At 73.5% G+C, this 15,578-nt stretch carries 13 protein-coding genes; 7 read left to right on the plus strand and 6 right to left on the minus strand.

From position 1 onward, the window contains the following. The first annotated feature begins 11 nt into the window (after positions 1-11). From OG580_RS01860 to OG580_RS01870, 3 genes are read left to right on the plus strand one after another with little or no spacing between them, the layout of a single operon-like run. Positions 12-2,648 (plus strand): FHA domain-containing protein, encoded by a 2,637-nt coding sequence (locus OG580_RS01860; protein WP_267041874.1) that lies wholly within the window; start codon positions 12-14, stop codon positions 2,646-2,648. A gap of 4 nt (positions 2,649-2,652) precedes the next feature. After that, positions 2,653-3,396, plus strand: a complete 744-nt coding sequence (locus tag OG580_RS01865; RefSeq protein WP_267041875.1) for a hypothetical protein — start codon at positions 2,653-2,655, stop codon at positions 3,394-3,396. Further along, positions 3,396-4,382, plus strand: coding sequence for a serine/threonine-protein kinase (locus OG580_RS01870; protein WP_267041876.1), 987 nt, complete (start codon positions 3,396-3,398; stop codon positions 4,380-4,382). Before OG580_RS01865 ends, OG580_RS01870 begins: the two co-directional genes overlap by 1 nt. A 63-nt stretch (positions 4,383-4,445) precedes the next feature. Here the strand turns inward: OG580_RS01870 and OG580_RS01875 are convergent, their stop codons facing one another. Beyond that, positions 4,446-5,798, minus strand: a complete 1,353-nt coding sequence (locus OG580_RS01875; protein WP_267041877.1) for a streptophobe family protein — start codon at positions 5,796-5,798, stop codon at positions 4,446-4,448. A 549-nt stretch (positions 5,799-6,347) separates the two neighbouring features. Here OG580_RS01875 and OG580_RS01880 point away from each other — a divergent pair. Continuing rightward, positions 6,348-7,562 (plus strand): DUF6777 domain-containing protein, encoded by a 1,215-nt coding sequence (locus OG580_RS01880; protein WP_267041878.1) that lies wholly within the window; start codon positions 6,348-6,350, stop codon positions 7,560-7,562. Positions 7,563-7,574: 12 nt separating this feature from the next. Here OG580_RS01880 and OG580_RS01885 read toward each other — a convergent pair whose 3' ends face one another. The 3 genes from OG580_RS01885 to OG580_RS01895 are packed head-to-tail and all read right to left on the minus strand — an operon-like array spanning position 7,575 to position 10,601. Beyond that, complete coding sequence (locus OG580_RS01885; protein WP_267041879.1) at positions 7,575-8,417, minus strand: ABC transporter ATP-binding protein; 843 nt, start codon at positions 8,415-8,417, stop codon at positions 7,575-7,577. A gap of 1 nt (position 8,418) precedes the next feature. Continuing rightward, positions 8,419-9,525 (minus strand): iron chelate uptake ABC transporter family permease subunit, encoded by a 1,107-nt coding sequence (locus OG580_RS01890; protein WP_267041880.1) that lies wholly within the window; start codon positions 9,523-9,525, stop codon positions 8,419-8,421. Beyond that, positions 9,522-10,601 carry an iron ABC transporter permease gene (locus OG580_RS01895; RefSeq protein WP_323182542.1) on the minus strand — a complete coding sequence of 360 codons (1,080 nt, stop codon included), beginning with the start codon at positions 10,599-10,601 and terminating at the stop codon, positions 9,522-9,524. The genes OG580_RS01890 and OG580_RS01895 overlap by 4 nt, the downstream gene beginning before the upstream one ends. 194 nt (positions 10,602-10,795) lie before the next feature. On the opposite strand from OG580_RS01895, the gene OG580_RS01900 reads away from it, so the two are divergent. Continuing rightward, positions 10,796-11,797 (plus strand): ABC transporter substrate-binding protein, encoded by a 1,002-nt coding sequence (locus OG580_RS01900; protein ID WP_267041881.1) that lies wholly within the window; start codon positions 10,796-10,798, stop codon positions 11,795-11,797. Positions 11,798-11,869: 72 nt separating this feature from the next. On the opposite strand, the gene OG580_RS01905 is transcribed toward OG580_RS01900, so the two are convergent. Continuing rightward, positions 11,870-12,067, minus strand: a complete 198-nt coding sequence (locus OG580_RS01905; RefSeq protein WP_267041882.1) for a hypothetical protein — start codon at positions 12,065-12,067, stop codon at positions 11,870-11,872. A gap of 100 nt (positions 12,068-12,167) precedes the next feature. On the opposite strand from OG580_RS01905, the gene OG580_RS01910 reads away from it, so the two are divergent. Together OG580_RS01910 and OG580_RS01915 are read left to right on the plus strand one after the other, a co-directional pair. Next, positions 12,168-13,637 (plus strand): PLP-dependent aminotransferase family protein, encoded by a 1,470-nt coding sequence (locus OG580_RS01910; RefSeq protein WP_267041883.1) that lies wholly within the window; start codon positions 12,168-12,170, stop codon positions 13,635-13,637. A gap of 104 nt (positions 13,638-13,741) precedes the next feature. After that, positions 13,742-14,245 carry an FBP domain-containing protein gene (locus OG580_RS01915; RefSeq protein ID WP_267041884.1) on the plus strand — a complete coding sequence of 168 codons (504 nt, stop codon included), beginning with the start codon at positions 13,742-13,744 and terminating at the stop codon, positions 14,243-14,245. 37 nt (positions 14,246-14,282) lie between these two features. On the opposite strand, the gene OG580_RS01920 is transcribed toward OG580_RS01915, so the two are convergent. Then, the gene (locus OG580_RS01920) at positions 14,283-15,464 is read right to left on the minus strand and encodes an acyl-CoA dehydrogenase family protein (RefSeq protein WP_267041885.1); all 1,182 of its coding nucleotides are present in this window, start codon (positions 15,462-15,464) and stop codon (positions 14,283-14,285) included. Positions 15,465-15,578 lie beyond the last annotated feature (114 nt).

Genomic DNA, 15,578 nt, shown 5'->3' on the forward strand with positions numbered 1-15,578 from the left:
AGGATTCACGCATGGGACAGCGGCCCGTCGTGCCCGCCGCGCCCGCCCTGGTCCTCGAGATCGACGGGGACGCGACGCTCATGAACCCGAGCCGCGTCTATCGCATCGGGCGCGACCCCACCAGCGACATCGTGCTCTCGGACGCCCGGGCGTCCTGGCACCACGCACTGCTCCGCGCCGTCACCGGTCACTGGGACCTGACGGACGAGGGCAGCACGAACGGGACCTTCGCCGACGGCCTGCGGGTGGCGGGGTCGCGGGAGGTCGGCCCCGGGACGGTCGTACGGTTCGGGCATCCGGAGGACGGCCCGCGCGCGGTGCTCTCGACCGCGCCCGCGGCCCACCCACCGGCGCCGGAGCCACCGGCCGCCGTGCCGGAGCCAGAGCCAGAGCCGGATCCGGTACCCCCGCCCCTTCCCCCGCCGACGCCTCCGCCGGCCGCGCCATCGGTCGCCCCACCGGCCGCCGAGCCGCAGCCCGTGCCCCCGCCCGCTCCCGAGCCGTCGTGGCCCGAGCCGTCATGGCCCGAGCCGCCGGCGCCGGAGTCCGTGACCCCGAAGCTCGTGGCGCCGGAGCCCCCCACCCCCGTACGCCCCGCCGTGCCGGTCCACCCCGAGGGCCCGCTTCGCCCCTCCTCCGTCTCGTATCCCGCCGCCACCGGCACCTTCCGGCAGCCGACGTCCGTGCGGCCGCTGCCCGCCCACAGCATCCGGATCGGCCGCGCCCCCGACAACGACGTCGTCGTCCCCGACCTGATCGTCTCCCGCCGCCACGCGGAGCTGCGCGCCGCCGCTGACGGCACCTACTGGATCCACGACCTCGGCAGTCACAACGGCACCTTCCTCAACGGCCGTCCCGTCGTCGACGCACGCGTGACGGCGGACGACATCGTCGGCATCGGCCGCTGCGCGTTCTGCCTGATCGGCGGGCAGCTCGTCGAGTTCACCGACACCGGCGAGATCTCCCTCGACGTGCAGGAACTCGCCGTCACCGTCGACCACGGGCGCAAGACCCTCCTCGACCAGGTGTCGTTCCCGGTCGGCCAGAAGTCCCTGCTCGCCGTCGTCGGGCCGTCCGGCGCCGGGAAGTCGACGCTCCTGGGCGCGCTGACCGGCCAGCGCCCCGCCGACCGGGGCACGGTCCTCTACGACGGCCGCGACCTGTACCGGGACTACGCGGAGCTGCGCCAGCGCATCGGTCTCGTCCCGCAGGACGACATCCTGCACCTGCAGCTCACCGTCCGGCGGGCCCTCGGTTACGCCGCCGAGCTGCGCTTCCCCGAGGACACCGCGCCCGCCGAGCGGCGGGCCCGGGTGGACGAGGTGATCCGCGAGCTCGGTCTCGCGGAGCGGGCGGAACAACCCATCCACAGCCTCTCCGGCGGCCAGCGCAAGCGGGTGAGCGTCGCCCTCGAACTGCTCACGAAGCCCTCGCTGCTCTTCCTCGACGAGCCGACCTCCGGCCTCGACCCGGGGATGGACCGGTCCGTGATGCACATGCTGCGCGGGCTCGCGGACGACGGGCGCACGGTCGTCGTCGTCACCCACAGCGTCCTCAGCCTCGACGTCTGCGACCGGCTGCTCGTCCTCGCCCCCGGTGGCCGGGTGGCCTACTACGGACCGCCCGCCGACACCCTCGACTTCTTCGGTTACGAGCAGTGGCCGGAGGCCTTCGAGGCCTTCGAGAACGAGCGGGACCGCGACTGGGCGGAGCAGTACCGGTCCTCCCGCTTCCACAGCCGGTACGTCACGGAGGCGACGGCGCGGCCCGTCCTGCCCGGAACGGGCCCCGACGGAACCGTACGGGCCGTGGAACCGGCTCCGCCTCCGAAGGCGCAGAGCTGGGGCTCGCAGCTGCGGACGCTGGTGCGCCGGTACGCCGCGGCGCTCTCAGCCGACCGCACCTTCCTCGCCATCATGATCGCGCTGCCGTTCGTGATGGGCGCGATGGCCCGTGCCCTCTCCGAGGGCGAGCTCAACCCCGAGTCGACCCTGAACGTCCTGCTCATCCTCTGTGTCGGCGGCGTCCTCACGGGTGCGGCGAACGCCGTGCGCGAGCTGGTCAAGGAACGCACGATCTACCGGCGCGAGAGAGCCGTCGGCCTGTCCCGCTCCGCCTATCTCGCCTCCAAGGTGGTGGTCCTCGGCCTGATCACGGTCGTGCAGGCGGTGGTCCTGACGCTCGTGGCGCTGATCGGCGTACCGCTGAACGTGCCCGGCGGCAAGGGCGTCCTGCTGCCCCCGCTCGTGGAGATCACACTCGCCGTCGCGCTCCTCTCCTTCACCGCGATGATGCTCGGACTGCTCGTGTCGGCGGTGGTGCGCAAGGAGGAGGTGACGATGCCGCTGCTCGTCCTCCTCGCCATCGTGCAGGTGGTGTTCTGCGGAGCCCTCCTCACCGTGCGTGGTACGCCCGTCCTGTCGCAGCTGGCCTGGCTGGTGCCCTCGCGCTGGGCGTTCGCCGCGATGGGAGCGACGATCGACATCGGGACGGTCGCGCCGAGCGAGAAGACCGACGATCCGCTGATGCGGCACACGGCGGAAGCCTGGCTGTTCGACATGGGCATGATGGTGGTGCTCTGTCTCGCCCTCGGTCTGGTCGTGGCGCGGCTGCTGCGCCGCCACGAACCGGTCGTGATGCGGAGGTAGGCCTGTGAGCGTCCCCGTTCCCGAGTACGTGCCGGAGTACGTGCCGGACTTCCGGCCCACCCACGTCGTCCCGCGCGACGGCCTCTCCGCCTGGGAGGCCCCTGATCCGGGGCTGCCGACGGCGTCGCTCGACGCGTTCCTGCCGGTACGGCTGACGGAGCGGGCCGGGGACTGGGGGCGGGTGATGTGCTCCAACGGCTGGTCGGCGTGGGTCGACGCGCGGCTGCTCGTCACCGTCCCGGACGATCCTCCGGCGGCGGGTCGGCCACTCTCCCGGACGGCCGATCCCCGCCCCCTGATCACCCGCGCCGAGGACGCGCTGGGCCGGTACCGGCGGGCCGCCGAGGAGCTGGGCGCGGGCCGCTGCGACGGCGAGGCCTTCCGGCTGCGGACGCGGGGCCTGCGGGTGGGGATGGTCGTCGACGGCGAGTCGGTGTGGCTGTACGACGCGGAGCACGAGCGGTGGGTCTACTGCGACGGCTTGGGGCTGAGTACGTACGCGGCCTCCGGGGCCCCGTCGGCCACCGGGGCCCCGGTACCCGAGCCGGAACGGTCGGACGGGGCGGACAGGGTGGACGGGGCAGACGGGGCGGACGGGGCGGACGAGACCGCCGTGGTCGCGAAGTCCCCCGCACCGGCCGCGTACGAGCCGACCCAGGTCGTGCCCCAGGTCGACCCAACGGCGGCCGCCGGGCCGCCGCCGACGCAGGTCGTGTCGCGGCCGCCCGGCACGGCGGGTGAGGTCTGATGGCCGGCGCCGGGGCACCGGACGAGGACCTTCCGGCGGGCCGGCCCTCCGGGCTCCTCGGCAAGGAGATCGCGGGCTACCGCGTGGAGAACGAGATCGGCCGCGGGGGCATGGCCGTCGTCTACCGGGCGCGCGACCTGCGCCTGGGCCGGACGGTCGCGCTGAAGCTCCTCGCCCCGGAGCTGGCCCGCAACGACACCTTCCGCAAACGCTTCGCGCACGAGTCGCGGGTCGCCGCCTCGATCGACCACCCCCACATCGTGCCGGTCTTCGACGCCGGTGAGACGGAGGGGGTCCTGTACATCGCGATGCGGTACGTGGCGGGTCAGGACCTGGTGGCCCTGCTCGACCGCGAGGGGCCGCTGTCGCCCCAGAAAGCGGGGCGGATCGCCGTACAGGTGGCCTCCGCCCTGGACGCGGCGCACGCGCACGACCTGGTGCACCGGGACGTGAAGCCCGGCAACATCCTGGTCGCCGAGGGCACCGACCGCGACCACCCCGAGCACGTCTACCTGACCGACTTCGGGCTGACGAAGAAGTCCCTCTCGCTGACCGGGTTCACGACGGTGGGTGAGTTCGTCGGCACGCTGGACTACGTGGCGCCGGAGCAGATCTCGGGAAAGCCGGTGGACGGCCGGTGCGACGTCTACAGCCTGGCGTGCGTGGTGTTCGAGACCCTGGTCGGCGCGCCGCCGTTCCGCCGCGACACGGACTGGGCGGTGCTCTGGGCGCAGCAGTACGATCCGCCGCCGCCGCTGTCCGAGGTGCGTCCGGGGCTGCCGGAGGCGGCGGACGCGGTCTTCGCGAGGGCGCTGGCGAAGTCTCCCGAGGAACGGTACGGGACGTGCCTGGAGTTCGTCGCGGAGCTCCGCTCGGCGCTGTCGGACACGGGCCCGGCCGGCCCGGTGGTGGCGACGGGCCCCCGGCCCCCCGGTCCGCCCCCGGCACCCCCCTCGTGGGCGCGTCCGGTCTTCCGGGAGCTGTAGCCCCGAGCCGTAGCCGTAGCCGTAGCCGTAGCCGTAGCTGTAGCTGTAGCTGTAGCTGTGACGCTAGCGGGACTTCCCCGGGCGGGGCAGCTCCCGGTCGACCTCGCCCTTGCGGTGGACCCGGGAGGCCAGCAGGCCGCCGAGGAAGCCGACGACCAGGCCCCAGAGCAGGGCGAAGCCGACCGTCTTCCAGACGTCAGGGCGCAGCAGCACCTCGCCGCCCAGCGATTCGAGGTCGCCGATGCCGAGGATCGAGAGGCCGAAGCGGGCCTCGACGAGGGTGAGCGGGGTGACGACCAGCATGGTCAGCGCGAAGGCGATGCCCAGGTGCAGGGAGTGCTGCCAGAGCCGTGTTCCGGCCGGGGAGCGGACCGCCGCCGCGAAGGCCGCGGCGAGCAGCAGGACGGCGGCGACGGGGAGCAGCCACCAGGCCCTCGCGTCCTGCGCGGCGAGTGAGGACAGGTCGACGGTGGACAGGTCCGTGCTTCCGCCGCCGTCGCGGAGGACGGCGTCGAGGATCTGGGGCATCGGGAGGCCGAACGGGCCCTCGACCTTGCCCTCCCAGGAGCCGCCGATGCCCACGCCGAGGGCGAGCCAGGTCACGTTGGGCAACCCGAGCAGGAGGACCGCGAGGGTCTCCGCCGCGTGTCCCTTCGTCGCCGCGACGACGATGCCGGCGACCAGGCCTATGGCCACGTACGCCAGGAGGAGCACGAGCATCGCGTGGGCGGCCGGCCGGACGGGCTCGTGGTAGCGGACGAGCCGGGGCGGCAGTGGGGTCCTGCGGGAGACCAGGAGGGCGATGGCGAGCACACCGAGGATCCACAGGAGCCCGTAGAAGAGGGTGGGGCCGACGTCGGTGCGGAAGCCGACGGTGGGGTCGGTGGCGGCGAGGAGGTCACCGAAGAGGTCCCCGAGGGAGTCCTGCGAGGTGTCCCCGCCGAGGGTGATCGGGAAGTCGTGCCGGGCGAGGGCGGAGAGGCCGGCGAGGGCGGCCAGCCAGAGGAGGACGGTGGTCGCGGCCCGGAGCAGGAGCTCGCGGGTGCCGGCCACCGCGTGATGGCGCAGGGGACGCAGGAAGCAGTAGCCCGTGACGAGCGCGCCCACGAGGGTGACGGTGAGGGGCATCGCGGTCAGTTCGGCCTGGGTTCCGGCGAGGGCTCCGGCGTCGCCGGAGAGGTCGACCTTGCCGCCGGAGGCCATGACGACGACCGCGGCGAGGACGGCGATGAAGCCGCCGGGGAGGTCTGCCGCACCGGCGGCCCAGAGGCCCAGCCCGGCGACGACGGCCATCGCCACGTACCCGGCGAACACCGCGACCAGGGCTTGCACGCCGACGCGGACGAGGAGCCCGGAACGCCCGGTCGGGGTCGTGGGGCTCGTGGAGGTGGAGAGCCGACTGCTCACCCTGCCCACGCTAGTCCGGGTGACGGCCGTCCGCTTGTGGACCGCTGTTCTTCCGTACGCGGACGGTGATCGGCCTTCCGTCTTCCGTACGCGGACGGCGAGGCGCCTTCCGTCTTCCGCACGCGGACGGTGATCGGCCTTCCGCGCACGAGTGGTGATCATCCGCGCACGGGTGGTAGCTCTCCGCTTGCGGAGGAGGGCCGTTCCGCGCACACAATGGGCGCGGAACGGAAGAAAGGGAAAAACGTGACTTCCCACCCGCCGTCCGGCCCCCCGTCAGGTCCCCCGTCGGTCCCGCCGTCAGGCCCGCCCTCCGGCCCCCTCTCGGGGCCGGCCACCCGTCCGGGGACCGCAGGTCCCCCACCGCCCCCTGGCCCGCCCTCCGGCGGCGGCCCGGGCGGCGGCGGCCCAGGCGGCGGCCCAGGCGGTGGAGGTTCCTCCGGTGGTGGTTCCACCGGAGGCGGCTCGTCCGCCGGGGGCGGTCCCTCCGGCCCCGGCGACGACGGGCCCGGCAAGGACGGCGGCCCCTGGTGGCGTTCCGTCCCGAAGGTCGCCTCGGTGACCGCCGTCCTGGTGGCGGGCGCGGCCCTGGCCGTCGTCCTCACCAGTCAGTCGGACGACAAGAAGGACACGACCGGATCCGGCGGCGGCGAGGTCTTCCTCCAGAACACCTCCGCGTCCGGCCCCGACCCCTTCACCCAGTCGACGGCCCGCACCGGCGGCGGCTCGGCCTCCCCCGCCTCGCTGCCTCCCCGTACGGCCTCGGCCGAAACGGGCACCCCCCAGGTGTCGGGCTCGACGCCCGGCCTCTACGGCGGCACCCAGTCGGTCGCGAGCTGCAACGTCGAGCAGCAGGTGCGTTTCCTCTCCGCCGAGCCCACCAAGAACGCGGCCTTCGCCTCGGTCCTGGGCATCAAGGCGGACCAAGTGCCCGGCTATCTCCGCTCCCTGACGCCGCTCCAGCTCCGGGCCGACACCCGGGTGACGAACCACGGCTTCCGGAGCGGCTCCGCCACCACGTACCAGGCGGTGCTCCAGACCGGGACCGCCGTACTGGTCGACGGCCGGGGCGTGCCCCGGGTGCGCTGCGCGTGCGGCAACCCGCTGACCGACCCGGTGGCGCAGAAGGCGCCGCAGACGACGGGCACGCCGTGGCAGGCGTACAACTCCTCCCAGGTCGTCGTCGTGGCGCCCTCGGTGACGGTCGTGAACGTCTTCGTCGTGTACGACCCCGAGAACGACGGCTGGTTCGCCCGGAAGCACGGCGACACGGGCCGGCACGACAAGCCCACCCCGCCGCCGCCCCCGCCCCCCACGCACTCGAAGACGCCGTCCGTGTCGCCGTCGACGTCGATCTCGACGTCCCCGTCGATCTCCCCGCTGTCGCCGGTGCCCTGTGTGACGGTGACGGGTACGGAGACGCCCACGCCGAGTGGTGGCGTCACCCCGTCGCCGTGCCCCTCGACGCTGTCGCCGACCCCGTCGACGTCGCCGCCGTCCTCGCCGCCGACGTCGCCGTCCGACTCGACGAGCCCGCCCGACGAGTCTCCGTCGACCGACACGTCACCGCCGGACGAGTCGCCGGGTCCTGAGTCCGGGCCGGCCCCGGACGGGTCCGCCGGGCTCGACGCCAGCCAGTCGGCGGCCTCACCGCCGCAGTCCCCGTCGTCGTCCGCGGCGCAGTCCCTGGCGAGGTCGCCTTCCGTGTCGGGGACGGCGTCGGTCTCGCCCTCCCTCCCGGCGCCCGGGCCGAAGGCGGCACCGATCCTGTGACCTCCCGGTCCGTCAGTCCCCGGCCTTCGGGCCGGGGACGCGCGGCCGGCGTCCCCCTTCGGGGATGACGAGGGGCGTACCGGCCACCGGGCAGGTGATGACGGTGGCCGGCAGGTCGAAGACGTCCCGTACGAGGTCGGGCGTCACGATCTCGCCGGGCGCCCCGGCCGCCACGACCCGGCCGTCGCGCATCGCGACGAGGTGGTCGGCGTACCGGCAGGCGAGGTTGAGCTCGTGCAGCACCATGACGACGGTGCGGCCGTCGGCGCGGTTGAGCTCGGCGACGAGTTCGAGGACGTCCACCTGGTGGGCGAGGTCGAGGTAGGTCGTGGGCTCGTCCAGGAGGAGGACGGGGGTGTCCTGGGCGAGGGCCATGGCGATCCAGACGCGTTGGCGCTGGCCTCCGGAGAGCTCGTCGAGGCCGCGTTCGGCGAGTTCGCCCGTGCCGGTGGCCTCCAAGGCCCGGTCGACGACGGCGTCGTCGGCGGAGGACCACTGCCGCCACCACCGCTGGTGCGGGGTGCGACCGCGGGCGACGAGGTCGCGGACGGTGATGCCGTCGGGCGCCGACGGGCTCTGCGGCAGCAGCGAGAGCTTGAGGGCCAGGTCGCGGGCGCCGAGCTCGGCGATGTCCTCGGAGCCGAGGTGGACGGTCCCGGCGGTGGGCTTGAGGAGCCGGGCGAGGGCGCGCAGCGCGGTGGACTTCCCGCAGGCGTTGGGGCCGACGAGGGCGGTGACGCGGCCGGCCGGGATGTCGAGGTCGAGGTTGTCGGCGACGGTCCGCTCGCCGTAGCCGAGGCGCAGTCCGGTGCCCTTGAGGGACGCTCCGGCGGTCGCGGTGGTGGTGGCGGTCATGTCAGCCTCCCTGCCCCGAGCGGTTGGCGCGGGTGAGTAGGAGCAGGAGATACGGGGCGCCGACGGCGCCGGTGATGATGCCGACGGGCAGTTCGACGGGTGAGAAGACGAGCCGCCCGGCGAGGTCGGCGAGGAGGAGCAGCGCGGCGCCGGTCAGTCCGCTGAGGACGAGCGGGATGCCGGCGGTGCCGGCGAGTCTGCGGGCGATCTGCGGGGCGCCGAGGGCGATGAAGGCGATCGGCCCGGCGGCCGCGGTGGCGAGCGCGGCGAGGCAGGTGGCGAGGACGAGGAGGCCGATCCTGGCCCGGTCGAGCGGGATGCCGAGGCCGCGCGCGGTGTCGTCGTCGAACTGCAGGAGCTGGTACGGCCTGGCCAGGGCGAGGGTGAGCGGTACGAGGACGAGGAGGGCGAGCCCGACCCAGCCGACGTGCTCGTAGCCGCGGCCGTTGAGGCTGCCGGTGAGCCAGACCATCGCGCGGGAGGCCTGGTCGATGTCGGCCTCGGCGAGCATCCAGCGGGTGACGGCGGCGAGGGCTCCGTTGGCGGCGATGCCGACGAGGACGAAGCGGTAGCCGGTGACGGTGCCGCCGCGGTAGGCGAGGAGGTAGATGACGGCGGCGGTGGTGAGGGCTCCGGCGAGCGCGCCGAAGGGGACGGCGCCGAAGCTGCCGGCGCCCGCGGCGGTGACGCCGCCGACGAGGATGGCGCCGACGGCGCCCGCGCCGGCTCCGGCGGAGATGCCGATGAGGTCGGGGCTGGCGAGGGCGTTGCGGGTGACGGCCTGGTAGACGGCGCCCGCGACGCCGAAGGCGGTGCCGACGAGCAGGGCGGTGAGGGCGCGGGGCAGCCGGAGTTCGTGGACGATCAGGTCGGCGTCGCCGGTGCCGGTGCCGAAGAGGGCGCCGAGCACGTCGGCGACGGGGATCGCGAACGTACCGAGGGAGACGGAGGCGACGAGGGCGGCGAAGGCCACGAGGGCGAGTCCGGCGGCGGTGAGGGCGATCCGGGGCCGCAACCGCACGCCGAGGGGGCCGAGTTCGAGGCGGATGCCGCGGCGCGCCGCCGTGGGTGCGGCGCCCATCGGGTGCGCGGTGGACCTGCCGCTCATCGGGTGTGCTCCTTGAGCTTGCCGCGCTTGACGAGGAAGGCCAGGAACGGGGCGCCGACCAGGGCGGTGACGACTCCCGCCTGGAGTTCTCCGGGGCGGACGACGACCCGGCCGACGACGTCGGCGCCCAGCATGAGGACCGCCCCGCCGAGTGCCGAACAGGGCACGAGGAGACGGGCGTCGGGGCCGGTGAAGGCGCGCACGACGTGCGGGACGACGAGTCCGACGAAGGTGACGAGTCCGCAGGCGGCGACGGCGGAGCCGGTGAGCAGGACGACGGCGAGGGCGCCGAGGGCCCGGGTGGCGGCGACCTTGGTGCCGAGGGTCGCGGCGAGGTCGTCGCCGAGGGCCAGGGCGTTGAGCCGGCCGCTCAGGGCGAGGGCGAGGAGCAGTCCGGCCGCGATGAACGGCAGGAGCTGCAGGCCGAGTTCGGCGTCGCGTCCGGCGAGGGAGCCGACGGCCCAGGAGCGGTACTGGTCGAGGGTGCGGACGTCGAGGAGGACCAGGGCGTTGGTGCCGGCTTCCAGGAGGACCGTCACCCCGGCTCCGGCGAGGGCCAGTTTGGCGGGGGTCGCGCCACCGTGGCCGCTGCCGCCGACCACGTACGCGAGGAGCCCGGCGAGCGCTCCCCCGGCGAAGGCGAACCAGACGTACTGGTAGGAGCTGGTGAGGCCGAACATGCCGATGCCGGCCGCGACGGCGAAGGCCGCTCCGGCACTGACGCCGATGAGTCCGGGGTCGCCCAGCGGGTTGCGCGTGACGTCCTGGGCGACGGCTCCCGCGGCGCCGAGCGCGAGTCCTGCGAGGAGTCCGAGCAGGGTCCGGGGCATGCGCAACTCGCTGACGACGACGGCGTCCCCGTCCGTCGAGCCGCCGAGGGCCGCCAGGACGTCCGTGAACGGCACGGACTTGGTGCCGATGGCGAGGGAGGCGACGAGGGCGAGCGCGAGAAGGGCGCCGAGCGCGAGCGGGACGAGCAGGGCAGCGCGCCGCGCGGGGGTGCGGCGGAGCGGCGGGGCCGGCGGGAGCGGGCCGGGCGGTGTGGCGGCGGACGCGGCCGAGGACTTCACAGGCACGCGGTTCAAGCTAAGGGACGCCTTACCTGATGTGCACGCCACCCCCCGTGTTCACGCGGTGGCGGTCTGCCGCTATTCTCACACAGGTCTTACCAAGGCAAGCCTTCCCTAAGTCATCTTTGACCGGGTGTCAGCACCGCTCGCTGTTCGCTGTTCGCTGTTCGCTGTTCGCTGTTCGATCGTGGAGGAACCCCGTGACCACCCTCAACCGGAGCCGCTGGTCCCAGCGGCTCGGCGTCATCGCCCTCGCGGCGGCCCTCACCGCCGGACTCACCGCGTGCGGCGGCGAGTCGGGCGGGAAGCCGGCCGGCTCCGCTTCCGCCGACGCGAAGGCCGAGGCGGGCTTCCCGCGCACGATCGAGCACGACAAGGGCAAGACCGAGCTCAAGGCCAAGCCGAAGCGGATCGTCGCCCTCGACAACAGCCTGGTCGAGGCCGTGGTGGCGCTCGACGGGACCCTGGTCGGCGGCATCGGCTCGTACCGCGACCAGAAGACCTTCCCGGCCTACCTCGGCGACGCCGTCAAGGACACCAAGGACGTCGGCCCGCTGGAGAGTCCGAACCTGGAGCAGATCGCGCTGCTCAAGCCGGACCTGATCGTCTCCGCGACCGTCCGCCACGACGAGCTGTACGCGAAGCTCAGCCAGATCGCGCCGACCGTCTTCGTCAAGACGACCGGTCCGACCTGGAAGGAGAACATCGGCCTGCTCGGCAAGGCGCTCGGCGCGGAGAAGTCGGCGACCGACCAGGTCACCGCCTACGAGACGCGCGCGAAGACGATCGGCGCCGCGGTCAACGCCAAGGCCGGCAAGCCCACCGCCTCCGTGGTCCGTTTCCTCGACGGCCCGACCCGCGTCTACCTGCCGAAGACCTTCAGCGGCATCATCCTGTCGGACATGGGCATCGCCCGGCCGGCCAACCAGCAGAACCCCGAAGAGTTCAACATCGAGATCAGCGAGGAGCAGATCGCCCAGGCCGACGCCGACGTGATCTTCTACACCACGAACTCGGGCGGCGAGGAGCGCAAGGCGAAGTTCCTGGCCAACCCCCTCTGGAAGCGGCTGAAGGCCGTGCAGAAGGGCGACGTCCACGAGGTGAAGGACGAGATCTGGATGACCGCGGTCTCCCTCCAGGGCGCACACCTGGTGCTCGACGACATGGCCCGCATCTTCAAGGTCGACCCGGCGAAGAGCTGACCCCGTCCGCGTACCTCCGTACCGGATCCGTCCGGTACGGAGGTACGCGCGTTTCCACGCGTCGGATCACGGTCACGCGGGCTCGTAGCCACGGGGGCGCGCCGCGCGGGCCACGGCGCCGCGGCCCGTGGTGGAGTGCGCTGCCTCGCCGCCCCCGATCGCCGCGCGCAGGCCGCGGAGCCAGGCTCCGATCGGCAGGGGCCGGGCCGCGGGCTCCTCGGCACGCTGCTGCCACATCCGCTCGTCGCGGTCGGTGAACTGTCCGGACATCGGTCGTCTCCCTTCCCGTGGAGGTGTGGCCACCAGGCCACTGAAAAGCACTCTGTACTCTTATTGGCCTGGACAGCAGAGCCAATAAGGAGTGATTGGCATGGCAGTGGCCCGTGTGGTCCACACAGCGGACCGGACCCTGACGGGCCGCCAGCTCGCGTCGCTCCTCACCCCGCCCCCCGAGGGCCGGTTCGGCTACCGGGAGCTCGCGCGGGCCGTCCGGGAGGCCCTGCTGGACGGCAGGGTCGCGCTGCGACTGCGGCTGCCGGCCGAGCGTGAGCTCGCGACGGTCCTCGAAGTGAGCCGGACGACCGTGACCGGGGCGTACGACCTGCTGCGGGAGAGCGGTTACGCGCACAGCCGCCGGGGCGCCGGCACCTGGACCGCGCTGCCGGACGGCCAGACGACGACCCCGCTCGGTGCCTTCCAGGACGACGCCGGGGCGACCATCGACCTCGCGCTCGCCGCGCCGCAGGCCCCGGCGGACGAGCTCGCCGCCGCGCTGACGGCCGCCGCCGCCGAACTGCCCCGCTACGCCGGTACGCAGGGCTACCACCCGTACGGACTGCCCGTGCTGCGCGCCGCGATCGCCGAGCGGTACACGGCCCGGGGCCTGCCGACGCTGCCCGAGCAGATCCTCGTCACCACCGGCGCGCAGCAGGCGCTGTCGCTCGTCCTGACGCTGCTCGGCAGGACCGGCGACCGGGTGCTGGCCGAGAACCCCTCGTACACGAACGCCCTCGACGCGATGCGTGGGCGCATGCTCCGCATCACGCCCGTGCCGGTGACCGAGGCCGGCTGGGACACCGGGCTCGTCGACGCCGCGCTCCGGCAGACCGCTCCTCGTCTGGCCTATCTGATCCCCGACTTCCACAATCCGACCGGGCACGTGATGCCGCAGGAGCAGCGCCGGGAGCTGGCGCGGGCCGCGCGCGCCACCGGGACCTGGCTCGTGGCGGACGAGACGCTCACCGACATCGCCCTGGACGTGCCCGTTCCGGTGCCCTTCGCCGCGGCGGCCGGCGGGGGTGACGGCGAGCAGATCGTCTCCGTCGGCTCCCTGAGCAAGAGTTGCTGGGGCGGGCTGCGGGTCGGCTGGGTGCGGGCCGCTTCGCGGGTGGTGAACGAGCTGGCGCGGGTCCGGATCACCGCCGACCTGTCGGGTTCCGTCCTGGACCAGCTGGTCGCGGTGGAGCTGATGGACCGGCTCGACACGATCCTGCCGCAGCGTGTCGAGGAGCTGCGGCGCCGGCGGGACGCGCTGACCGCGGCCCTGGCCCGGCACGTGCCCGAGTGGCGCTGGACGGTGCCGCCCGGCGGGATGTGCCTCTGGATCGACCTGGGCCGCCCGGTCGCCTCCTCCCTCGCGGCCCGCGCCCTGCGACACGGGGTGCGGGTGGAGGGCGGCGCCCGCTTCGGTGTGGACCCGGGCACGCACGAGCACCGGCTGCGGATCCCGTACACGCTGCCGGAGGACGTGTACGAGCCGGCGGCGGAGCGGCTCGCGGCGGCCCTCGACGGGGCTCCGGGGCACTTCGCCGGCGCGGCCCTGCCGGACTGGGTGGCCTGAGCCGCCTCGGGGGCGCTAACCGGCTCGGGGGCGTGAGCCGACTCGCAAGCGTGAGCCGGGAAATTCGGGTGCCCGCCCGGGGCGATCCGTGTACGGTCCAACGAGTGGAACCATTGACCGACAAAGAGATCCGCTCGTCCTTCGTGAACTGCACGAAGGGTGAGGCGGCACGACTCAAGCTACCGCTGGACTTCGCCGAACTCCCCTGGCACGACCTGGACTTCCTCGGCTGGGTCGACCCCGGTGCGCCGCTGCGCGCGCACCTGATCGTCCCCCGCGAGGACGGCCCGGTCGGAGTGACCCTGCGGGTTCCGGCCATCGGCCGGACGAGCGCCGTGAAGTCGAGCATGTGCCAGGTCTGTCTGACCGGGCACGCCTCCTCGGGCGTCACGCTGCTGGTGGCGCCGCTCGCCGGGAGCCGCGGCCGCGAGGGGAACACGGTCGGCATCTACCTCTGCGCCGACCTCGCCTGCTCCCTGTACGTCCGGGGCAGGCGGGAGCCGAAGCTGCGCGGACAGCGGCACGAGGAGTCGCTCGGTGTCGAGGAGCGGATCGCCCGTACGACGGCCAATCTCGACGCCTTCGTCAACCGGGTGACGGCGGGCTGACCAGGGTCCGCCCGCCGTCGTCGAGCAGGTCCTCCGCTCAGCGGAAGGCCTGCTCGCCCGTGAGCGCCTTGCCGATGACGAGCGAGTGGACCTCGCTCGTCCCCTCGTAGGTGAGCACCGACTCCAGGTTGTTGGCGTGGCGCAGCACGGGGTACTCCAGGGTGATGCCGTTGGCGCCGAGGATCGTGCGGCACTCGCGGGCGATCGCGATCGCCTCCCGTACGTTGTTCAGCTTGCCCACGCTGATCTGTTCGGCGGTGAGCGTGCTCGCGTCCTTGAGGCGGCCGAGGTGGAGGGCGAGCAGCATGCCCTTGCCGAGTTCGACGGACATGTCGGCGAGCTTCTGCTGGGTGAGCTGGTACGAGGCGAGCGAGCGGTCGAAGACGGTCCGGTCGCGGGCGTAGGAGATCGCCGTCTCCAGGCAGTCGCGGGCGGCGCCGAGGGCGCCGAAGACGATGCCGAACCGGGCCTCGTTGAGGCAACCGAGCGGGCCGGAGAGGCCGCGGGCCCCGGGCAGCATCGCGTCGGCCGGGAGGCGGACGTCCTCCAGGACCAGTTCGCTGGTGACGCTGGCCCGCAGCGACAGCTTCATCTTGATCTCGGGCGCGCTGAAGCCGGGGGTGCCCGCCGGGACGAGGAAGCCGCGGACGCCGTCCTCGGTCCGGGCCCAGACGACGGCGACGTCGGCCACGGAGCCGTTGGTGATCCACATCTTGGTGCCGTTGAGCACCCAGTCCGAGCCGTCGCGCTTGGCGTTGGTCCGCATCGCCCCGGGGTCGGAGCCCGCGTCGGGCTCGGTGAGGCCGAAGCAGCCGATGTACTCGCCCGCCGCCATCTTCGGCAGCCAGCGCTGCTTCTGCTCCTCGGAGCCGTGCTTCCAGATCGCGTACATGGCGAGGGAGCCCTGGACGGAGACGAGGGAGCGCAGGCCGGAGTCGACGGCCTCCAGTTCCAGACAGGCGAGTCCGTACGCGACGGAGTTGGTGCCCGCGCAGCCGTACCCCTCCAGGTGCATGCCGAGCACGCCGAGTCCGCCGAGGGTACGGGCGAGCTCCCGGGCCGGGATCTCGCCCTTCTCGAACCAGCCGGCGACGTGCGGCCGCAGCTCGCGGTCGGCGGCGGCGCGGACGGTCCGGCGGATCTCACGCTCCTCGTCGGTGAGGAGTCCGTCGATGGCGAGCAGGTCGAAGGGGTGGACGGGGGTGGACGGCGACTTCACGGACGGCCTCCTGGCGACTGGCGACTGGCGACTGTGGCAACTCGGCGAGCCGAAGCGTAGCGCCAGATCGGATATTGGATCCAGTATGGAAAATCCGATCGTCGAGCCGTACTG

Source organism: Streptomyces sp. NBC_00094, from assembly GCF_026343125.1.
Lineage (GTDB): Bacteria > Actinomycetota > Actinomycetes > Streptomycetales > Streptomycetaceae > Streptomyces.